The following is a 22,754-nucleotide window of genomic DNA, read 5'->3' on the forward strand; positions in this document are numbered from 1 at the left end:
TCCTCATTAATTAAAACGCCTGACCGCGCAACATTAAAATCTGCTCAACAATTGGTCCTAAAGCCAAGGCTGGAAAAAATGTCAAGCCAGCCACAATGAGTATGACGCTTAAGAGTAAGATGCCAAAAAGGGGTTTATCAGTAGAAAATGTTCCAAGCGAGGGAGGAAGCGCCTGCTTCTGAGCTAAAGCACCTGCAATGGCCAAACTGGGCATGAGGATCGCCAAACGGGCTAATAACATCACCATTCCCAACGCAATATTATAAAAGTAAGTATTAGCATTGAGCCCTGCGAAGGCACTGCCATTGTTACCAGCCGCAGATGAAAAGGCGTATAGTATTTCAGAAAGACCATGAGGTCCCGTATGAGAAAGACTCTCTAAAGCCGTAGGCAAGATACTGGCAATACCTGCCCCCAAAAGAACCAAAGCACATGGGGTCAAAATGGCGAGCATGACCCACTGCATTTCTTCTTTCTCAATCTTTTTACCCAAGTATTCAGGTGTTCTTCCTACCATCAGACCGGCCAAAAAGACCGTTAAAATGGCAAACATGAGCATGCCGCAGAGCCCGACACCAACCCCTCCAAAAATGACCTCTCCCAGCATCATGTTGAACATGGCGACACCTCCAGCCAGAGGAGAGAGGCTTGCCTGCATATTGTTAACCGATCCATTTGAGGTAGCAGTCGTTGTTACACTCCATAGAAGACTATTGCCAATACCAAAGCGTGTTTCTTTGCCTTCCAAAACCGGATTGACACTCAAGACGGGATTTACCATTGACTCTGATAGAAGAGCGATGCTTAAGCTTCCCACCCATAAGGCAAACATCACTGCCGCAATGACCCCTCCCTGTCTCTTGGCATTTAAAAGTCTCCCATACATGACAATGGTGGCTGCCGGAATACAGATGATGGCCAAGGTCTCCAAAAAATTGGCTAAGGGAGTCGGATTCTCAAAGGGATGAGCGCTATTGGCATTAAAAAATCCTCCCCCATTCGTTCCTAACTGCTTGATCGCAATTTGCGAAGCAGCAGGCCCCATGGGAATGACTTGATGACCATCAGGGGTTGACACTTCAACGTAGGAATGAAAGTTTTGAATCACTCCTTGTCCGACTAAAAAGAGCGCCAAAACAAAACAACAAGGCAGTAAGAGATAGACAACCGTACGAGTCAAATCTTTCCAAAAATTACCGAGCGTTGAAACCGATGTGCGATGCAAGCCACGAATGAAGGCCAGCAATACCGCATTACCAGTGGCGGCACTGACAAAATTTTGGACTGTCAATCCCATCATCTGCGTCAAATAACTCAGCGTATTTTCGCCACCGTAAGCTTGCCAATTGGTATTAGTCACAAAGCTTGCAGCAGTGTTAAAGGCCAAGGCCGGTTCGACCCCTGAAAAGCCTTGAGGGTTTAGCGGTAACCACCCTTGCAAGAGCTGCAACAAAAAAAGAAAGAGCAGGCCGATCAGGTTAAAGCTCAAGAGAGCCTTAGCATAGCTCTTCCACTCCATTTCTTGATTTGGGTCGATTTGGCAAAAACGATAAATGAAGCGTTCTAAAGAGCTCAATCCAGGCAGACAGAGAGGAGACTGATCTCTAAAAATGGCCGCCATATAATAGCCCAAAAGAAGCGCGACAAGAATGAGGGCTGCGATAAAGGCGCCAAGCTGAATTCCATCTTCCATAAGTGCCCCTCACTAGCTTAAAATTTTTCAGGGTGTAGAATCGCATAAGTCAGATAAGCGAGTAAAAATAGACAGAGGCTGAAAGCCCAAATAAATTCACCTTCCATGATCTTCTTCCCTGCTGAAGTTCTGATTCATGTAAATGGATTTAAAAAATAAATTCCATACAAACCGCACGCGAACGGAATAATCTTTTTTGCAAATTGAAGTGACCAAAGAAAAAGTAAGGCTGCCGAGGCCAGCACAATGGGATCTTGGATTATCGCTTGCAGCTATTAGAATGTTATTTTCTCTAGCAACGTGGGGATTCAAATTCTGAGTGGTGTTTCCAGACTAAAATGAAGTGTAATCATAGAGCACCTACTTTTTTTCAAGAGCTTCTTTAAGGCGATTATTTTCCTGCATGAGCACGCGGATCTGATTTTGAAGTATCTCTTGATTATCTTTCAAAGTACCATTCTCCTCTTTCAAACTCTTATTATCTTGTTTTAACTTATCAATAGCGCTATCAACAATTTTTAGCTTATTGTCAAGAACATCGATCGTTCTGTTTTGAAGATGTAGTTCAGTCTCTAAAGCCAGACAGCGTTCACGTGCCCTTTCTATTACCTCATTGCCATCATTTCTTTTAAAGCCGCTGAATAGCCAATTGACTGCGGAAAAGAGCTTGCTTGATTCGGCTTCAACTTCTTCCATTTCCGGATCAACAATCTCAAATCCTTCCTCACTTTGAGAGCTTTTTAAAACAACTCGTTCGGCCAAAACTAGACATTCTTTCGTTTCGGCTCGTGCTGGATTAATGATCCGTTCAACTTGTTCATTTACCCTCGCTTCTTGCTCATCTTCTCTTGTAGCTTTGGATTCATCAATCGACTTTTCGCCTTTCTCATTTAAATAACTGGCATTGAAACCCGTTAAAAATGTTTGATCGCCCGACCCTATCATTTTAATTCACCTTTTAGATAAAGATTAATGCTCATTCTAAGCATCGAATTAATAAAATTAATAAGAATATTTTACGAAAGCGATCAATTACTTGATAGAAATTAATTTATTGCAATACATGCCAAAAATGCAATCGAAGCTGTGATGGCTTGAGGAGTTAATTCTAGAAGCCCAGCTTTCCTGGTAAGTGACAAAGGAGCCGCTAGCTTAATTGCTTAGTGACCAACAGAGTTTAAAGAAAAAATCGAGAAATTTCGTCCTTTCGCAACAGCGTACTCTTTGCAGTCCATAATACTAAGTCAATTCCCATAACACTGTCTTCACAAATAATCTTGTTAATATAATTTAAACCATTTAATTCTAAAATATTTTCGCTTCAATTCAATTGATTTTAAAAAATTAACAATTAGTTATTTGCAAGCAAATAAAACAATTCACTCAAAGCCTGTAGCTGGTTAAATTATAAATATTTCATTTATTAATTAATAATATAACCTATAATTAAATATTGAACTATCAAATTGAACTATCAATAGGTGTTCTATGAATGAAATAACCCCCCTTCATGAATTGAGAACATTAACCCAAGAATTGCAATCATTGACTTTGGCTGTAAAAAGTGGAACCTTTAACGGTCGGGAATACGAAGTGATTACTAGTAAAGTTGGTGAACATCGCGAGAAAATAGAGGCGATTTGCGCAAAATGTATCGGCCGTCCTCAACTATCTTCGGATTTAAGAGCTTACTCAACTGAGCTTCATACTGTTAAAACACTTTTACCTCCACTGAAAGTAACGAGTGATAAGGTAACAAATGCCATTCACATGAAAATTTTTGCGATTTCATCCAAATTAAGCGAGGCTCAAATCATCAATAAAATGTCTTTAGCCTTTGAATTAAGTGAAGCAGAGATTCGAGAGCTATTACCTGAAGACTCATCAAAAGGTTTCTTTGTCGATATAGCGCAAGTTTGCGTTGATTTAGCCAGCAAAAGACTTGCCCAGTCTAAGCCTTTAGATTTCAAAGAAGTCTCAGCTATTCATGACGCATTATTTGACCCGACTATTAAAAAATTCAGTGATAAAGGAATTGAGTTAAATCACCATGTCCAACCTCATCCGGCCTATGTTTTTGCTAGTTTACATGCGCTACTAACATCCGTGGAGGATTTTGATTCATGCGATCAAATTCAAGAGCAGGTGAATAAATATTTACAAGAAAAGCCTCCTGTCGGCACTTTAGACAGGTTTTTTGCACAGACAAAACCTACTCAAGCACGACTAATAGGAATACTCAAGGGCAAAGCAAGTGAAGGAGATGAACCAAGTATTGCTTTTCTGAAAGATCTTGATGAATATCAGGCCAAATTAAAGATCTTTAAAGACGGGTTAAAAGGATTGCCCCTTGTCAATGCTAGAACCATGCAGGAAGACTCTGTCAATATCAACCAGACATTTTTTTTAAATGTAAAAGGGGACAGTCATTGGGTTTTCAAACCAGCTTCGGAAAATGAGAAGGGAGGAGAAATCATGCAAGCCGAATGCACGGCTTCCAAACTTAATTATCATGGTCAATTTCCCATTCCATTAACGGTTGCACTTGTAATCAAAGACTGGGTGGGATCGGCTCAGATGTTTGTACAAGATTCTCAAAAAATTGCACAGATAGAAACGGCGAACATTCCTGTCGAGAGCGATCAACTTCATAAACTTGCCATTTTTGACTTGCTCTTCACTAATAGTGATCGCAATAGTGCAAATTTTCTTTTCCAAACTTCAAGCCATTCGGCTAGCGTAGTAGGTATTGACCATGATAGCTGTCTTATGTTTAAAGAGATTAAGGCTCTAAAATTGGAATATTTACAAATACCAGCCTTGAAACAGCCTCTCAAGCCTGAAATGGCAGTTTTATTTTCGAAAGAAGCGATCGCTACTTATAAACAGATTATGGCAGAGAACGATGTACCAGATCTTCAATTAGAGTGGTTAGATACTGTAGCGGAAGAATTAAACGCGGCTTTGGTCGCGAAAACACCTTTACGCGATGTTATTATAAGTCTCCAATCTCAGTATGAGGAGCGTTTCTTAAATTAATGTGATTAGAAAAAAATAGAGGTAGAAAATGATTAAATGCCTTATCCATCCTGTTACCTATGCAACTGTAGCTGAATTGGCTCCTGAAAAGGAAGTGACCATTCTCGATAAGAACATGCTAGAGAGTTTGACCATGAATGGCATCACTGTTTCATCGGAATTTAAAGAAGCAAATCGCGTGGGTTGGAAAGTTTACCCTAAAGATGATAAGAAGGTATTCGCAAAAGCCTTTGAGCAATTTTATTTTATTCACGGGTTGCAGCAGCAGGGATATACTTGGGAAAACAAAAATGACTCAGAGGCGCCTTTAACAGAAAAAATGAAAGATATACTCTCCAACTATTAGATTTTTGATCAGTTATCTTATCAATCAGTCCTACCGGGCTCCACTCTTCTTTTTGCCATTACCCACCGCTTTCACGGTGGGCTTTAAAATCAGTCGGCCTAAAGGCCTCTAACGTATTAAGTTTATTTGACAGACGTTAACAAAAAGAGCCATGTGCTTGGATAGAATATTACCTACGTGATCGTATTGAATCAGCGTTGTGAGAGGCCGGTAGGCCGACTGAAAACCCCTAGTGACGAGCGTCTAGCGAGCAACGATGAATAACGGGAAGATAATGCGAGCGTGGAGAACGACTAGAAAAAAATGGATTATTTGAGAGCAAAAAAAAAGGCCTTAAAACGTTTGTTTTAAGGCCATGAAAAAAAAGCTTGGCGGCGACCTACTCTCCCACACTCTTGTGTGCAGTACCATCGGCGATCAGAGGCTTGACTTCTGAGTTCGGAATGGGATCAGGTATTTCCCTCTCTCTAATGCCACCAAGCGAAAATCATAAAAGTTTAGTCTTGTCGTTTAAATCTGAATCGTAAATTCACTAAACCAAAAACAGTGCTTGAAAATAATCTCACACGCTTGATTTTGTATATTGGACCACACTTTGTGCTGAAGGGAATGGTCTTCATCCTTCAGTAAAAAAAAGGTGGTCAAGCCGATCGACCGATTAGTATTGGTAAGCTCAACGCATTACTGCGCTTACACACCCAACCTATTAACCACATCGTCTATATGGTGTCTGATAGGGATACCTTATCTTGAGGGAGGCTTGGCGTTTATATGCTTTCAACGCTTATCCGTTCCGAACATAGCTACCCGGCAATGCTCTTGGCAGAACAACCGGCTCACCATTGGTTCGTCCACTTCGGTCCTCTCGTACTAGAAGCAGCTCCTCTCAAGTATCCTACGCCCACAAAAGATAGGGACCAAACTGTCTCACGACGTTTTGAACCCAACTCGCGTACCGCTTTAATTGGCGAACAGCCAAACCCTTGGGACCTTCTTCAGCCCCAGGATGCGATGAGTCGACATCGAGGTGCCAAACCGCCACGTCGATATGAACTCTTGGTGGCGATAAGCCTGTTATCCCCGGAGTACCTTTTATCCGTTGAGCGACGGCGATTCCACATTCCACCGCCGGATCACTAAGCCCGACTTTCGTCTCTGTTCGACTTGCAGGTCTCACAGTTAATTTGCCTTATACCTTTACGCTCTACTCGTGATTGCCAACCACGATGAGGCAAACTTTGGACTCCTCCGTTACTCTTTAGGAGGATACCGCCCCAGCAAAACTGCCCGTCTGACAATGTCCGAATCCCAGCTTCATGGGATTTCGTTAGATTCCCGACTTATCAAGACCAGTATTTCAACGACGACTCCAGCCTACCTGACGGCAGACCTTCTTAGTCTCCTGGTTATTCTACACATGACAAGTCAAGAGCCAATATCAGAGTACAGTAAAGGTTCACGGGGTCTTTCCGTCTTATTGCGGGTAAACAGCATCTTCACTGCTACTACAATTTCACCGAGTCTCTTGTTGAGACAGTGCCCAGATCGTTATACCATTCGTGCAGGTCGGAACTTACCCGACAAGGAATTTCGCTACCTTAGGACCGTTATAGTTACGGCCGCCATTCACCAGGGCTTAAATTCAATGCGTTGCCTTACGGCTAACATCTCCTTTTGACCTTTTGGCATTGGGCAGGCATCACACCATATACTTCGACTTAGACGTCTTTGCATAGTGCTGTGTTTTTGTTAAACAGTCGCCTGGGCCATTTCTCTGCGGCCACATGATGCTCAAGCAGCAAGTGCTGTCACAACTTGTGGCTCCTCTTCTCCCGAAGTTACGAGGATAATTTGCCGAGTTCCTTAACAAGAGTTCTCTCGCGCGCCTTAGAATATTCTTCCCACCCACCTGTGTCGGTTTTGGTACGGTCGCCATCAACGATTAGAGTCTATTTCTTGGAAGCATTGCGCTACACTATCGGTTCCTCCGAAGATTCCCCTTAGTCCCAACCTGGCGTTATGTTGGCGGATTTGCCTACCAACCGGCCTCATTGTTCCACGGACACATCCAATGGTCCGCGTGCTTGACGTACTCCGTCGACCCTTCATCATAGTTTTAGGCGGCGCAGGAATATTTAACCTGCTTTCCATCACCTACGCTTTTCAGCCTCGGCTTAGGGACCGGCTAACCCAGGGAAGACGAGCTTTACCCTGGAAACCTTAGGTTTTCGGCGAGGAGGATTTTCACCTCCTTTATCGTTTACTCATGCCATGCATTATCACTAGTATGCGCTCCAGCGCTCCTTACGGTACGCCTTCGACGCTGCATACTACGCTCTCCTACCGCTTATTCTTATACAGAATAAACCCGCGATTTCGGCTCTATGCTTTAGTCCCGGATATTATCGGCGCAGAGTTTCTCGATTGGTGAGCTGTTACGCACTCTTTAAATGATGGCTGCCTCTAAGCCAACATCCCAACTGTTTTAGAAACTCCACTTCCTTACTCACTTAGCATAGAATTAGGGGCCTTAATCGGCGATCTGGGCTGTTCCCCTTTTGACAACGTAGCTTATCCCACGCTGTCTATCTCCCGGACGACTTTACAGTATTCGGAGTTTGATTTCCTTTGGTAGGTCGGTAGACCCCCGCGTGAATTCAGTGCTCTACCCCTGTAAAGGGCTGTCCGAGGCTAACCCGAAAGTTATTTCGAAGAGAACAAGATATCTCCAAGTTTGATTGGCCTTTCACCCCTATCCACAACTCATCCAAAACTTTTTCAACAGTTACTAGTTCGGTCCTCCACAAGGTGTTACCCTTGCTTCAACCTGGTCATGGATAGATCACTTGGTTTCGTGTCTGCGCCAAATGACTTAACGCCCTTTTAAGACTTGCTTTCGCTTCGGCTTCGGAACGATGTCCCTTAACCTTGCCATTTAACGCAACTCGCTGGCTCATCATGCAAAAGGCACGCCGTCAGCCATTCCCAAAAAATTGGGCATAGGCCTTCGACCGTTTGTAAGCTATTGGTTTCAGGTTCTATTTCACTCCCCTAACAGGGGTTCTTTTCACCTTTCCCTCACGGTACTGGTTCACTATCGGTCATTAACGAGTATTTAGCCTTGGAGGGTGGTCCCTCCGGATTCAGACCGGGTTTCACGTGTCCGGCCCTACTCAGGTGCTCATCTAGCTAGCTTGCTTTTTCGCATACGGGGCTTTCACCCTGTGTCGCCTGACTTTCCAGAAATGTTCTGCTAAAGTTTGCTAGCCATTGTGATGAGTCCTACAACCCCGCTATTAGAAATAGCGGTTTGGGCTCTTCCCAGTTCGCTCGCCGCTACTATGGGAATCTCTGATTTGATTTCTTTTCCTCTGCCTACTTAGATGTTTCAGTTCGGCAGGTGTCGCTTCCTTAACCTATGTATTCAGTTAAGGATAACCAGACATTACTCTGGTTGGGTTTCCCCATTCGGATATCTCCGGGTCAAAGCTTTTATCCAGCTCACCGAAGCTTTTCGCAGGTTTCGCGTCCTTCATCGCCTGTTAATGCCAAGGCATCCACCAATAGCCCTTAATAGCTTGACCAAAAATTAGTCTCAAGCAATTAAGTATGAGTACGACTCACATAAGTATTGCTACTTATGTCACTTAAATTTTGTGTGAAGATTATTCTCAAGCGCTGATTTTGATCAGTGAATTGTTTTAATAAGATGATTTACATCTACTTTACGTATTCACGTTTCATTGTTTGTTACCAAACAATCAACGTTTTTAGATTAAACTTGATTCTTAAACTTTTATGACTTTCAAAATAACGACTGTCTGTGTTTGACAGTATAAGTAAGACAATGTACGAGCTAATAGAGCTTGCCCAACCTGTTTGCTAATTAAAGCAAACTGTCCTTTAAAGGAGGTGATCCAGCCCCACCTTCCGGTAGGGCTACCTTGTTACGACTTCATCCCAGTCATCGGCCTTACCTTACACGCTTCTTTCCTTGCGGTTAAGCCAGCGGATTCGGGTAAAACCAACTCCCATGATGTGACGGGCGGTGTGTACAAGACCCGGGAACGTATTCACGGCGATGTTGCTGACTCGCCATTACTAGCAATTCCGTCTTCATGTAGTCGAGTTGCAGACTACAATCTGAACTGGGGCCGGCTTTCGGGATTTGCTTCACCTCGCGGTTTCGCTGCCTTTTGTACCGACCATTGTAGCACGTGTGTAGCCCCAGACATAAGGGCCATGCGGACTTGACGTCATCCTCACCTTCCTCCTGGTTAACCCAGGCAGTCTCATTAGAGTTCCCACCTTAAATGTTGGCAACTAATGATAAGGGTTGCGCTCGTTGCGGGACTTAACCCAACACCTCACGGCACGAGCTGACGACAGCCATGCAGCACCTGTGCAGCAGTCCCGAAGGAAAGGCCTATTTCTAGACCGGTCTACTGCATGTCAAGTCTGGGTAAGGTTCTTCGCGTTGCATCGAATTAAACCACATGCTCCACTGCTTGTGCGGGTCCCCGTCAATTCTTTTGAGTTTCAGCCTTGCGACTGTACTCCCCAGGCGGTATACTTAACGCGTTAGCTACGGCACAACTAGGGTTGAGTCCAGTTACACCAAGTATACATAGTTTACGGCAAGGACTACCAGGGTATCTAATCCTGTTTGATCCCCTTGCTTTCGCGCTTTAGCGTCAGGAATAAACTAGAAAACCGCCTTCGCCACCGGTGTTCTTCCACATATCTACGCATTTCACCGCTACTTGTGGAATTCCGTTTTCTCCGCCTACCCTCGAGAGATGTAGTTTCAAATGCTGTTCCGAGGTTGAGCCCCGGGATTTCACGTCTGACTTACATCCCCGCCTACGCGCCCTTTACGCCCAATAAATCCGATTAATGCTTGCACCCTCCGTATTACCGCAGCTGCTGGCACGGAGTTAGCCGGTGCTTCTTTACCTGGTACGTTCAAACTTACTGGATATTAGCCAGTTTATCTTATTCCCAAGCGAAAGAGCTTTACGACCCTAAGGCCTTCTTCGCTCACACGGCGTCGCATCGTCAGGCTTTCGCCCATTGCGAATGATTCTCGACTGCAGCCTCCCGTAGGAGTCTGGGCAGTTCTCAGTCCCAGTGTTGGCGGTCAATCTCTCAATCCGCCTAGACGTCTTAGCCTTGGTGCGCCTTTACCACACCAACTAGCTGATATCGCATGGGCCCCTCTTTAACCGCGAGGTCTTGCGATCCCCCACTTTAATAAGAAAAAGATGTCTTATTCTCACCGTATCTGGTATTAGCGGTCGTTTCCAACCGTTATCCCAGAGTTAAAGGCAGGTTACCCATGTATTACTAACCCTTCCGCCACTGAACCCGAAGGTTCCGTTCGACTTGCATGCCTCATCCACGCCGTCAGCATTCAATCTGAACCAAGATCAAATTCTCACAGAAAAAATAAACTCTTGAAAAATTGAGTTGATTATATTAATCGTATCGCTTCTTGAGCGATACTAATATGTGTGACAGGTAAACTGTCCCACACAAGCTCTATTGTTTATGCTTGCACATTGTCTCTCTTATACTGTCAAAACACTTATGCAGAGCTCGTTGGCATCTGCTATTTACGATTTATTCATCGTTGAAGTACCAAAAGATTAGCGAAACGGAGAATTAACTGCAACACTTAAACAAAAGAAAAGAAGACAAATCATCTTAATCCCCTCATTATCAAAGCGTATTGTGTAAATTTCACTCTAACAAAGAGGAGCGACTAGAGAGTAACATGCAGTCAATTGCGCCGATTCCTGGGTCAAATGATGGCAAACCAATGAACCTGACAAGCGACCAAATGGGAGTAGATGCGGATGTTATTTCTCTATTTACACTAAATAAAATTATATTTATAGAATTTTACGCGTATTGAACGCTTTTCTCTTCATTAAGAGGGACAGTCTCCACCATGCTTTTTTATTCTTTATTTGCCCATATTCCGCTTTGGGGAATCTTTTTATTCACGATTGGTCTGACTTGGCTAGCCTTTGAAATCGGATTTCGCTTAGGGCTATATAAGAAAAGACGATCCCCCAATCTGAAAGAGGCACCATTAAACTCGGCCGTAGCTGCAACCCTCGGTTTGTTCGCCTTTATTTTGGCTTTTACATTCAATATGGCAGCTAATCGCTTCGATGAGAGAAGGAATTTAGTTTTAGAGGAATCGAATGCGATTGGAACAACCTATTTACGAACAGGCTATCTGCCCGAGCCTCAAGCAGAAAAAATCAGACAGCTATTAAGGGAATATGTGAGCATTCGATTAGAGGCTGTTCTCAGCGGATCGTCCCTCGCAGGGATTGAGACATCTGAGCATCTGCAAGATGCGATGTGGGATCAGGCTGAGCAAATCGCTCGCGACTCCCCCGACTCAATCATAGCCGGCCTATTCATCCAATCATTAAATGAGGTCATCGACATCCATTCCAAACGCGTGATGAAAGGATTGCGCAGCCACATTCCTGAAGTCATTTGGGATGCGATCTATTGTGTCGCTTTTTTAGCTATGGCAGCGATGGGATACCAGTCAGGATTGTCGGGCCAGCACCTGATTACTCTACACAGCACGCTCATCCTAACTTTTTCGATCGTCATGGCTTTAATTGGAGACCTAGATCGTCCCCAAGAAGGGCTTCTCAGAGTAAGCCAGCAATCGATGATCGATCTCTACAAAAAAATCAAAAGAGAAAAGGCTACTTAAATTTTCTATAATAACTCTCCCACCTCTCTGCATGCCCTCTATTGAATCCCAGCAAACAGCTAATAAGTAAAAAGACAACTCTCATAGATAAATCTTAATATATAGATGTCTGAACCCACACGCACGACTATATGCGATGAATGATATGGCATTTATAATTATAAATATCTACTCCAGTGCAAATCATATCCAATGCTCCCATACCACTGGGCCACTTATTATTTTTTATAAATACATAACAATCTATCTTTCAGTAAAAAACGAACAAACAATTTAATGGATTATTAAAAAACAATAAGTTTCATTATTAACATTTAAACATTTAGTGTTATAATATAACTAACAATTAAATGAGGTTTATCATGCAAGTTGATCCATCTCATATAGCCCATAGTTCTCTTAGTTCTACTCAACCAGAATTATTGCCTGATTCTCCTCAACTAAAGCCGGTTACTCTCAAAAATGGCCAGCTCGTTTTGCCAAATGGGCTGAACTACGTCGTGAGTACGCTCAAAATTGGCGGTAAGGAAGTCGATGTGAGCAGGCCCTTGAAACATGAACAGTTAGAAGCAATCCAGTTCTTTGCCAATGACTTTTTTAGTCGGCTATCTCAGGTTGATTTAGTGAAGGAAAATTTGCAGTCGATTGCCATCAAGACGACTCCTCAAAAGGCAATCGTCACGGCCAATTTCCAAGGAGAAGCCGAACAGAGTGAGCAGCTTGAAACCCAAGAGTTGGCGACTCAAGCATTTCAGAAGGCATTCCCCACAACAAGAAATCCAGAAACTACTGTGCCCGTAAGGCAGCAGCGCGTCAGCCCCCCTTCCAATCAACCTAACCCCACGCCGACCGACAATGAATTGCATCTAGTCCAGTCAATTGCACAAGAACGCCTTCCAACAGTCACTAAATCCTATGAAGAGGATGACGAATTGACAGGCATCCGAGGGGAGGAAGAGCCTTTGACTCATTCTCGCAGTCGCTTACTAGGCCCTAATGCCACACAAAGTGATCCTACAATCTCTCATAGCTATATAATCGACGGAGAAGAGATGGGAAGACAGGAAATCGAGCGGATTTCAACAGTGTCTCAAGCGATTGACTTCGCCAAAGAAATGTTAGTCCATCTTAAAATGAAGCTATCCCAGGCGGCACCGCAAGAGCGTGCCTTAATCGAATCCGATATTCTTTACTATGAGCAGGCCTTGCAAAATGGAGAAGCCTATCTTGCCAAGAATGATTGGGTTTCCTCAAATTATTTTAGAGACCAAATAAAAGCTTCGGGCAGCTTTGATCGAGCCATTAGAAATTATGTATCCGCCCCCGTTAACATGCGCTATCAATCCCTTGAAATAGAGGGTGAACGAGCCGTTGGTTTTGTGCGGGTGGGAATCATGTCAGACATGCGAAATGGCTGGTATAGCCTGACCGATTTAAAAGCCATGCGAAGCGATCCAAGTTTAATCAAACAAAAATTGCAAGCTCTTGAAAAGCAGTTGCCAAATCTTCAAGGAAAGCAATTAGAATCAGCACTCTATGCCGTGAATCAGTTGAAGCTAATGAAAAACGATCTCACCTATCTCGACCATGTCGTGCACGACCGCAAACGGGTTCTTCAGCAGCAAATGATCCAACTCGTAAGCGAGCAGGTCGCTCGCAATCCTGAAAAAGTCAAAGAAGCCCTTCTATCCAATGGAAGCTTTGACATGGTTCACGTCGCCTTGTTGAATCAAAAAAGCAATACTCAAGACAGCACAGGCTGGGTGCATGATGAACGTGTTGAGATGGAAGACATGCAAGAAATTTTCCATGAATTTCAGGACAAAAAACTTGTGTTTGATGGTAGAGGCCCCTTAATTGATGAAGACACGATCTACTTGCCTCATTTCTTTGATGGCGGCGGAAACAAGGAAATCACGTTAAGCACCTACTTCTTCAACACTTCCGTTCAGGGGAATACAACAAATGATGAAACCCAGCTTCGCATCAACCAAGAAGAGATGTCTTATCTACTCAACGCTCATCCTGATCTTTTCAACGATTTCCCAGAGGTCAAAGCCTCCATTTTGGAAGGCAAACAAACGAGCTATGCAGTAGCAGAAGATTTTATTAAGGCACTCTTAGATTCTAACCAACTCTGCCTATCTCTTGGTTGTCTCAGTGCCAAAGACCGTACAGGATTTGTTGCCGAACGATTAATGTTAGAATACCTACGCCCTCATTTACCTCCTCAAAAGGCGCATCAATTTGATAAACAAATCTTCGACGCAGAGGGACCAGCCGTTAAAGTCGTGACTGAAAATACGCCTAGCTTTAAAGTTTTAAAAGTGAATCCTTTAGCTACCTTGCCAGGCTTCAATTTCCTAGACAAGATCAAAATTGTAGCCAATTTAGCTTTTGCTACATTAAAAGCAAAATTCACAAAACCTATCCCTGCATCTGCTTAAAGAAGCTTTATAAATACATATGGATAGATCATAGTGACAGTTTTAGAAACTCTTCAAACAGTAAGCACTTCTCCCATCTAAAGCATCATGTGGCAAGCCTTTCTTATATAGGCGCTCTTCGGGAGCATTTTCAGCATTGGACTGACTATCCCCCAACCCCACTTTTAACAGTCGCACGCATGTTCCTAGCTGGAGGTTTACTGCTTGCCTATTCTTATTTCCGCAACCCTATCCAGCAATTCACATTTTCCAAACAAGAGTGATCGCTACTTTTCTTAGCAGCATTCTTAACGTCTTTATTACCAATGCTTTTGATTTTTGAGCTTGCAATTCGTGAGTGCAGAAAACGTGTTTGATCTATAGCTTCTCTCCTTTTGCAGCGGCTTTCATTGTAATTTTAACGGGACTTTATCTCTTTCACCGGGCAGAAGGATCCCGATTAAAACCAAGCTAGCTACCTCTGAAGGGGACAATATTTTCTAGGGCGCGTCAAATTGCTAATCGCCTAAAATTTGACACGCCCTAATATGGCATCCTAATTTTTACGAACGAAGCCTTACTCCTCCCAGCCATTCTTATCGAGAAACTCTTCATAAGTTCCCAAAAACAGCTCTTGCCTTCCTTCGTGGCACACGACAATTTTATCTAAGCCCATTCTTTTCAAGATCAATTCGCTGTGCGTCACGATAATAACGGCTCCCTCAAAATCCTCAATCGCATCAATCAGGGCTTCGATTGATTCCATGTCAAGGTGGTGAGTCGGTTCATCCAATAACAATAAATTGCACGGTGTGGCAATTATTTTGCCGATCAAAACGCGGCTCTTTTCTCCCCCTGATAAGACTCCATTGCGCTTGCAAGACTTGTCCCCGCTGAACATCATCAAACCGCAAATTTTCTTGACTTGAGTAAAATTGAGCTTTGAATTAGCCGAAGAAATTTCTTCTTCGATGGTATGCTTGGGATGTAAGCGGTCTATATTAGTCTGGCCAAAATAACCAATGGCTAGGTTATCGGAACGCTTGGCTTCCCCTTTTAAGGGGTTGAGCTCACCCGCCAATAGACGCAGGATCGTCGACTTGCCTCGTCCATTTTTTCCAATGATAGCAACTCGCTCTCCTTTTTCGATCAAAAGCGACAAATGATCGATCAAAGGTTTTTCTGCTGTCGGATCGTAGGCAAACGCAATATCTTCTACTTCCAACATTTTTTTGCCGGGAAAAGGAGCTCCATTAAACTGGAAATCGAGTTGGTAGAGATTCTTTAGATTTTCCATGACCGGAATGCGGCTGAGTTGCTTTTGCTTAGATGCTGCCTGAGTAGCCTTGGAAGCCTTGGCTCCAAAACGATCGATAAATCCTTGCAGATGCTCCTTCTTCTTCTCCAGATTCAAACGCGTCTTCTCATAAATCTCTTCTTTCTGCATAATTTGTTCGAAGAAATCGATCGTACTACCTTTAAATTTGCTCACTTTCTGGCGATGAATCCCCATGGTATGGGTAGAGACGCTATCTAAAAATTCCCTATCGTGAGAAATCAAAATGAATTCTCCTTTCCACTCCTGAAGGAATTTAGTAAACCAGCGAATCGACACAATGTCTAAGTAGTTTGTCGGTTCATCCAAAAGCAAACAATCGGGCTCGCCCACCAAAACCTTGGCCAAATGGAGCCTCAACTGATAACCGCCAGAAAATTCTTGAGGTGAACGATCCAAGTCCTCTTCCGTAAATCCCAAACCGAAAAGAATTGTCTCGGCCTTATAAATGCAATCCTCTTCCTCTGGTCGCAATCCCAAAGCAGCCTCTTCGATTAATGTCGGCTTAGTAAAAACGATATGCTGATTCAAGGTTCCAATGATGTAATTTTTGCGCTTGGCGATCGTTCCCTTATCTGGAGTTTCTTGTCCTGTCAATAGGCGAAATAAAGAAGATTTACCGGCACCATTGCGGCCAACTAACGAGCAACGCTCTCCCGGTTGTATACTAAAAGAGGCATCCTCAAATAAGGCTTCGCCATGATAGGCCAAAGATAATCCATCTACTTGAATCATAAGTTCAACTCACTTAATAAATTAAAAAACAATCAGTTTAACAGATGAAAGGTCTAAGTGAAAGTAAAAAATTGGAAGTAGGAAGATAAAAAAGAAAGAAAAAATGAATAACTGCCCTATAATATCAGCCTAAGCTAATATTGGAGCAGTCTTTGTCTAAATTAGCGGGTTAAATACACTTCTTCAACCTGCTGTAAACTCGAGATGCAACAATTGAGGTCGCGCAGCTTGCCCGTTTCAAGCTCATAAACCCAACCATGTAGGCAAAGAGGCTGTTTGCGCGCCCAAGCATTTTGCACAATGGTCGTATGGCAAACATTATTGACTTGCTGCAAGACATTCAACTCAACTAGGCGATTATTGCGCAGCACAGGATCTTCCATTGCATCCAGTTCAAATTGAGAATTGGCGTAGATATCCCGGATATTTCGTAGCCAATTGTCCATGATACCCAACTGCTGATCTTTCATGGCTGCAGCCACTCCACCACAGCCATAATGGCCACAGACAATGATGTGCTCAATTTCTAGAACGTCAACGGCATATTGCAGCACGGAAAGGCAATTGAGATCAGTGTGAACAAAGAGATTGGCAACGTTGCGGTGAACAAAAAGCTCCCCCGGCTCCAACCCCACCACCTCATTGGCTGGAATGCGGCTATCTGAACAGCCTATCCATAAATAACGGGGCTGCTGCCCCTTAGACATGCGCAAAAAGTATTCAGGATCATTGCCTATATGCTTCTCAACCCATTGTTTGTTGTTGTCAAAAAGGATTTTTAAGTCTCTCATCTTAAATCACCTCTAGTTATATTTTCTTTAGTTTTAATGCGTCTTAAACGGTACCGTATGCAATTGTAAATCCGCTTTACCACCGCTTTCCGAATAGTTTTTACGAGCATGAATCAATGCCAGATCAATAGCGGGGAAAAAGTGTTCAAGACCAATAATTTTTTCCAATTGGATGGACTTTATCGAAGCGATGACTGCCGGCCTTGCGCCCGAAATTAAAAATAAAATGCCTTGGGTTTTACACTTGATTGCAAACTGCTTTAAAGCATGTAATCCGGTTGTATCAATCATGGGAACATGCCGCATCCTTAAAATAAATACGCGCGGCTTCTCATTCATGCGTCGCAGGGTTTCGTTTAAAAGATCAGCTACGCCAAAGAAAAATGGACCTTTCATTTCGAAAACGATGACATCAGAAGGTACATCTTCTCTTAAAAGAATCTCAGCCTCTGGTTCTTGCGGAGCTTGCTTGCTTTCTTCTAAAACTAAAATGCGGCAGGCTTCAATGGTTGTAGAATCGCTCATTTTCTTCAAAAACAGAATGGCCGATAAAATGACCCCCACCTGCACAGCCACAGTCAAATCGATTAAGACGGTGAGAAGGAAGGTAATGACTAAAACGGCTGCATCGCTTAAATCGCTGCGCAAAATTTCGACAAAGTGGGGCAGTTCGCTCATGTTCCACGCTACAAAAATTAGCACGGCCGAAAGGGCTGCTAATGGAATCTTAGAAGCAAAAGGGCTCAAAAAAAGCATCAGCAAAAGCAGCGTTCCAGCATGAATCATGCCGGCTATTGGAGTTTTAGCCCCCATTTTTATATTAGCAGAGGTGCGGGCAATGGCTCCAGTCGCCGGTATTCCGCCAAATAGAACCGAACCAATATTGGCGATCCCTTGGGCGACTAATTCCGAATTAGAGCGGTGGCGGTGCCCTGTCATTCCATCGGCTACCATCGCCGAAAGAAGAGATTCAATGCCTCCAAGCAGAGCGATCGTAATGGCCGCTGGAAAGACTTCCTGAATCTTTTCGAAACTCAAAGCCGGAATGCTAGGAGCTGGGAGCATATTGGGAATGCCCCCAAACTTGGTTTCAATGGTCTCAATAGGAAGCTGCAAAGCGTAAGCAATCAATCCCGCCAAAATAACAGCCAAAATGGTACCTGGAAAGCGCGGGTAAAAATAACGTAAAGTAAAGATGAGTGTCAAGGTTCCGCCAGCAAGCAGCACAGCGCACAGGCTGCACGTATGAATTTGAGAGGCATAGGCTGACCATTTGTCAATAAATTCTGCCGGAACCTGCTCCATGCGCAGCCCAAAAAAATCTTTAATCTGCGAAGAGAAAATCGTCACAGCTATCCCAGTCGTAAATCCAGTCGTCACCGGATAAGGAATAAAGCGCAGCAAGACCCCGCACCTAGCAAGCCCCATTAAAATGATAAGCAAGCCTCCAATCAAGGTTGCTGCAGCAAGCCCATCGTAGCCATATTTCTGCACGATACCATAGACGATCACAACAAAGGCACCGGTCGGCCCGCCGATCTGTACACGGCTGCCGCCTAAAAAAGAAATGAGAAAGCCTGCGATGATCGCCGTGAACAGCCCTCTTTCTGGAGGGACACCCGATCCAATGGCAAAGGCCATTGCAAGAGGTAAAGCAATGACCCCGACGGTGATACCAGCAAAAAGATCATTCAGGAAGAGAGAAAAAGAATAGCCTTCTCTCAGGCAAATAAAAGTCTTGGGAACATAGTCTTGAGAATAAAGCTTCAGATTAGAGAAAAAATTTTTCATCGTACCTTATTACTCCTTTAGCTTTCGATCACTTCATCGAAAATTACGAAGCTTAGAGGGTGTTCACAAAGTCCGACCGGTTAATTTGTGAACACCCTCTTAAATGATGGAATTTTACCTCAAAAACTTCAACACTTAGAGAACAGATGAAATAGATTGTCGGAAGATTTAAGTAATCCCGATCGTCCATAAAACATAAAAAAAGTAAACAAGCGTGCAAAGCAACACGATCAGTCCAAAAATGCCGGCATTCTTGGTCTTCTTAGTCGGATGCTTATCTAAAAAAATAGCCCATATCATCAAAGAAAATCCGTAGATATACATCGCAATATAGACTATAAGTGTGGTAATATCCATTGGTATGAAAAACGGTTGAGTGTAGCGCTTAGACAAATTGAACTGATCAGTCCCATTTCCAGTAGTACCACACCTTCCCCATATTTAAAAACATAATAATTACCCTAACGGTCAAGTATGAATCATTTGGCCAAGGTTCTAATGATGTTGCTCCCTTCTTTAAGTCAAGCCTTTGAAATCCAAGGACATCGAGGCGCAAGAGGACTGCTGCCAGAGAATACGCTACCAAGCTTCAGCGCTGCTGTCGAAGCGGGAGTACATGGCATTGAAGTAGATCTTTTGATGACCAAAGACGGAGAAATCGTCATCCACCATGACTTTTTTTTAAATCCAAGACTTTGCCAATATCGGGATGGCTCACCCATACAAAACATTGCTTTGATCAAAGAATCCACTCTCTCCGAGCTCAAAGAATTAGATTGTGGCTGTCGGCTGCATCCCAAATTTCCAAAGCAGCACCTAATCCCTGGAACGCCCATTCCGACTTTACAAGAGCTCTTGAATGCCCTTTCTTCAGAGAGCCATCCCAACGCTAAAATGATCCGACTCAACCTTGAGATCAAAGCAGATCCAGCCACTCCCCACTATATTCCGGAACCGGCATTGATTGTCAAAAAAATTGCCGACATCGTCTGCGAAAAAGGCTTTGCAAACAGGGTCTACTATTCATCTTTCGACCTTGCCTTACTGGCAGAGATGCGCCGCAGAGATATAGACTGCATACTTGGCTTGATTCTAGATGAAGAAAGTTTGATCGCGCAAGGGATCGATCCACTTGACTGGCTTCCCACTGTCATTTCAATTGCCCATTCAATGCAAGCCACCATCATTTCTCCTCATTACGACTTAATGACAAAAGAGGTTGTAGAAAGGCTTCATCAAGCAGGCTTACGCGCCATCCCTTGGACCATCAATCAACAATCTATCTGCCAGCACTTAATCGAGATGGGAGCCGATGGGGTCATTACTGACTACCCCATCGATATGCTTGCGTTTGTGAATCGATCATAAGACAATAGGACTGGTATTAAATACCATGCACACTCTCCTAAATCAATCCAAGCCACTCGGCAACCTCTCACAAAATAAAGACGCATGCAGCAAGTTTTAGAAAGCATGGGTAACAATCAGCGCCTTAGAATACATAAATGATGTTCGAATTAATAAACACCCCATAGGTATTCTTAAAGGTTCCTGATACATGTCCAGCGACTGGTTTATTGACATCGCATTTCAAGTTTCCTTGCCACATGAGTGCGGAAGAAAAGTCGAGTGCCAAGCAGTCCGAGATTTGCCAACGAGCCCCAGTCCCGAAACGCCATTGCTTGCCGACCGGAAAGTCCAGCTGACGCTGTGAGTCGGTGACGGCCGAAGAGTCATAAGCGATCCCTCCCGAAAAGGTTAGGCTAGGCGAGTAATACCACTCAAGGCCGATTGCTGCGTGCCAAGTATCTTGATACTTATTCTTAGAGCTCAGCGTCCGATTGTTTAAATCGTTGAAGCTCACCGTCACCCTTTGAAAGCGAGACCATTGCTGCCAGCCCACATTGCACAAGAATGCCCAACAGGGATTGAATGCATGATAAGCGCTCAGCATCACGCTTTGAGGGACTTTAACGTGCAGCTTAAGAGAGCTTCCAATGATGCCAACATCTCGCAAAAAAGCATCCAAGACAGGACCTATATTGTGAAACTTGGGCGTGGCTCGAAAATCCAGATTGACGGGAGTCAAATACTGTAAGCCAAAGCGGGTGTTACAAGAGTATTCATAAAGTACGCCAACGACTCCCCCATAGCCAAAACGGTAATCGTGAAAGTTGAAGTATCCATCCCCACGAATATCAAGAATGTTGTGGACGGCTGCCCGTTGTTTCAAAAATCCATACATGATATTAGCCCCAGCGCCTATCGACCACTGCTCATTGATCTTATAAGCAGCTGCCGGGACTATCGAGAGACCTTCGCACAATATTTTTTGAACGTAGTAGCGCCCCACCCAGTTATGCTCATAGACCAAATCAGACCCAAAGTAGCCCAGGCTCCCCAAGCCAAACGTCAGGTTTTCATTGTAGGGATGAACGGCAAAAAAACTACCTGAAGGTAACCAGATGTTCCCAGCACCGTCTTCTCCCTTTATAGAAGTATCTGAATCGGGATCAAAGTGAACGTGCCCAAAAATTGCTTGAGCTCCCATCTCAACCTGCTTTCCACAAAGTCGTGTCATTCCAGCTGGATTTGTGAATACCGTAGAGGGATCATCGGCCCGCGCACTCCAGCCTGCCGAGGCAAGCCTCGTATCGGCTGACGAAATTTCATAAAGGCATACCCCTCCAGCCTCAATCTGCAGAGGGAGATAAAAGATTAATGTAGCCAATAAACGACTTAACCATTTCTTAAACACGTTTTCCTCGCCTTAATATTGTAGTGCGTTATCATTGATTAACATTTCTTTGCCCGGGAAAAATCACTTTCCAATCATTTTTCATACTGACGATGAGCCATCCTTGCCTATCAGCCTCCTGCTTTAAGTCTTTAGAGAAGGTACCAATCTTAGATTCGGCTCCATAGGCATATTCCCGGACTTCATCGTCGTGGTAAACGAGAAGCTCAAGATTCTTTCTCATGCTCGCTTGAGTCCACTCAAGCATTTGTTGATCACCTGTCGAATTGCCAAACGCCGCAACAGGACGCTTGCCTATAATTAAATTGATTCCCTCAGGTTTCCCAGCATGATCATTGATAAACAATAATTCGGGATGCTTAAGCAAGACAGGATGCCCTTGTTGATACTCATACTTGACTTTGCCTGCTGTTCCAATGACATGGCTTGGAGGAATGCCGTAAACTCTGTCTGCAAAAGCCCTTATGAACTCTTGACCACCCCCAGAAACGATGTAAATGTCAAATTGATTAGTACGCAAAAATTGAATAAGTTCAAGCATAGGTTGATAGACAAGCTCTGTAAATGGCCTCTTGAATCTAGGATGAACAGCCTTGTCTAGCCAATTCGCCACTTCTTGATGAAAAGCCTCAACCGTCATACCGGCATGGGTAATGGCCAAAATCTGTTCGATATCTTTCAATTCGAGATTGCGTAAGGTTTTTTGATCTCCTGCCAAAATCGATTTAAACGGCTCCTGACTTTTCCATTCTGGATGCCGATCTGCCTGTAATCTGATGGCATCGAGGGCAAAAAAAAGTTGCGCATACAAAGGCTGCTCAACCCAAAGGGTTCCATCTTCATCAAATGCTGCAATGCGGTCTGCTGGCGGAATAAAGCTTGCACTCCTCTCGTCTGTCACTGCTTTGACAAACTGAATGATGCTGTTTTTGGCTGCCCCTTGATTCCAGGAAGGCAAGCTATCGGACCAAGCCTTTCCAACTAATAAAAAGATGAAAAGCGAAGAGTAAATGAAGCTGCGTGAAGTTCTGCAAAGATGAATCATCGTAGTGAGCCTTTTTGTTGAAAAGTAGCAACCTCTAAAGGCTGCTACT

Annotated in this window: 14 protein-coding genes and 3 rRNA genes; 6 read left to right on the plus strand and 11 right to left on the minus strand. The window is 43.7% G+C overall.

Features of this window, described 5'->3' with window-relative positions; translation table 11 throughout:
• Window positions 1–10: 10 nt before the first annotated feature.
• The 3 genes from kdpA to PNK_RS11680 all read right to left on the minus strand — a co-directional run bounded on the left by kdpA (window position 11) and on the right by PNK_RS11680 (window position 2,638).
• The gene (kdpA, locus tag PNK_RS11675) at window positions 11–1,693 is read right to left on the minus strand and encodes a potassium-transporting ATPase subunit KdpA (RefSeq protein ID WP_059062188.1); all 1,683 of its coding nucleotides are present in this window, start codon (window positions 1,691–1,693) and stop codon (window positions 11–13) included.
• Between the two features lie 17 nt (window positions 1,694–1,710).
• Entirely contained in the window at window positions 1,711–1,800 is a 90-nt protein-coding gene (locus tag PNK_RS14055; RefSeq protein WP_079992917.1) for a potassium-transporting ATPase subunit F, read from the minus strand.
• 253 nt (window positions 1,801–2,053) lie between these two features.
• Entirely contained in the window at window positions 2,054–2,638 is a 585-nt protein-coding gene (locus tag PNK_RS11680; protein ID WP_032124623.1) for a hypothetical protein, read from the minus strand.
• Window positions 2,639–3,181: 543 nt separating this feature from the next.
• Between PNK_RS11680 and PNK_RS11685 the strand changes: the two genes are divergently transcribed.
• Together PNK_RS11685 and PNK_RS11690 are read left to right on the plus strand one after the other, a co-directional pair.
• Window positions 3,182–4,732 (plus strand): hypothetical protein, encoded by a 1,551-nt coding sequence (locus PNK_RS11685; RefSeq protein WP_059062190.1) that lies wholly within the window; start codon window positions 3,182–3,184, stop codon window positions 4,730–4,732.
• 28 nt (window positions 4,733–4,760) lie between these two features.
• Complete coding sequence (locus PNK_RS11690) at window positions 4,761–5,078, plus strand: hypothetical protein (RefSeq protein ID WP_059062192.1); 318 nt, start codon at window positions 4,761–4,763, stop codon at window positions 5,076–5,078.
• Between the two features lie 366 nt (window positions 5,079–5,444).
• Here PNK_RS11690 and rrf read toward each other — a convergent pair.
• The 3 genes from rrf to PNK_RS11705 all read right to left on the minus strand — a co-directional run bounded on the left by rrf (window position 5,445) and on the right by PNK_RS11705 (window position 10,523).
• A 5S ribosomal RNA gene (gene rrf, locus PNK_RS11695) occupies window positions 5,445–5,559 on the minus strand.
• Between the two features lie 156 nt (window positions 5,560–5,715).
• A 23S ribosomal RNA gene (locus tag PNK_RS11700) occupies window positions 5,716–8,662 on the minus strand.
• Between the two features lie 321 nt (window positions 8,663–8,983).
• Window positions 8,984–10,523: ribosomal RNA gene (locus PNK_RS11705) — 16S ribosomal RNA — on the minus strand.
• Together the 16S, 23S and 5S rRNA genes form the textbook arrangement of a ribosomal RNA operon.
• A gap of 508 nt (window positions 10,524–11,031) precedes the next feature.
• On the opposite strand from PNK_RS11705, the gene PNK_RS11710 reads away from it, so the two are divergent.
• From PNK_RS11710 to PNK_RS13545, 3 genes are all read left to right on the plus strand, one after another.
• Entirely contained in the window at window positions 11,032–11,823 is a 792-nt protein-coding gene (locus PNK_RS11710; RefSeq protein ID WP_051981783.1) for a bestrophin-like domain, read from the plus strand.
• Between the two features lie 362 nt (window positions 11,824–12,185).
• A complete protein-coding gene (locus PNK_RS11715; protein WP_059062194.1) occupies window positions 12,186–14,270 on the plus strand; it encodes a hypothetical protein in 2,085 nt (694 codons plus the stop codon).
• An 89-nt stretch (window positions 14,271–14,359) separates the two neighbouring features.
• Entirely contained in the window at window positions 14,360–14,533 is a 174-nt protein-coding gene (locus PNK_RS13545; protein WP_158021807.1) for a hypothetical protein, read from the plus strand.
• A 293-nt stretch (window positions 14,534–14,826) separates the two neighbouring features.
• Here the strand turns inward: PNK_RS13545 and PNK_RS11720 are convergent, their stop codons facing one another.
• The 3 genes from PNK_RS11720 to PNK_RS11730 all read right to left on the minus strand — a co-directional run bounded on the left by PNK_RS11720 (window position 14,827) and on the right by PNK_RS11730 (window position 18,902).
• Entirely contained in the window at window positions 14,827–16,320 is a 1,494-nt protein-coding gene (locus PNK_RS11720; protein WP_032124626.1) for an ABC-F family ATP-binding cassette domain-containing protein, read from the minus strand.
• 161 nt (window positions 16,321–16,481) lie between these two features.
• On the minus strand, window positions 16,482–17,111 hold the full coding sequence (gene can / locus PNK_RS11725) for a carbonate dehydratase (RefSeq protein WP_032124627.1): 630 nt from the start codon (window positions 17,109–17,111) through the stop codon (window positions 16,482–16,484).
• Between the two features lie 33 nt (window positions 17,112–17,144).
• Complete coding sequence (locus PNK_RS11730) at window positions 17,145–18,902, minus strand: SulP family inorganic anion transporter (protein ID WP_059062196.1); 1,758 nt, start codon at window positions 18,900–18,902, stop codon at window positions 17,145–17,147.
• Window positions 18,903–19,376: 474 nt separating this feature from the next.
• On the opposite strand from PNK_RS11730, the gene PNK_RS11735 reads away from it, so the two are divergent.
• On the plus strand, window positions 19,377–20,270 hold the full coding sequence (locus PNK_RS11735; RefSeq protein WP_079992918.1) for a glycerophosphodiester phosphodiesterase family protein: 894 nt from the start codon (window positions 19,377–19,379) through the stop codon (window positions 20,268–20,270).
• Window positions 20,271–20,394: 124 nt separating this feature from the next.
• Here the strand turns inward: PNK_RS11735 and PNK_RS11740 are convergent, their stop codons facing one another.
• Window positions 20,395–21,660: an OmpP1/FadL family transporter gene (locus tag PNK_RS11740; RefSeq protein ID WP_059062199.1), complete on the minus strand. Its 1,266-nt coding sequence runs from the start codon at window positions 21,658–21,660 to the stop codon at window positions 20,395–20,397.
• Between the two features lie 31 nt (window positions 21,661–21,691).
• Window positions 21,692–22,705: an HAD family hydrolase gene (locus PNK_RS11745; protein WP_079992919.1), complete on the minus strand. Its 1,014-nt coding sequence runs from the start codon at window positions 22,703–22,705 to the stop codon at window positions 21,692–21,694.
• Between the last annotated feature and the right edge of the window lie 49 nt (window positions 22,706–22,754).

The organism is Candidatus Protochlamydia naegleriophila (genome assembly GCF_001499655.1).
Lineage (GTDB): Bacteria > Chlamydiota > Chlamydiia > Chlamydiales > Parachlamydiaceae > Protochlamydia > Protochlamydia naegleriophila.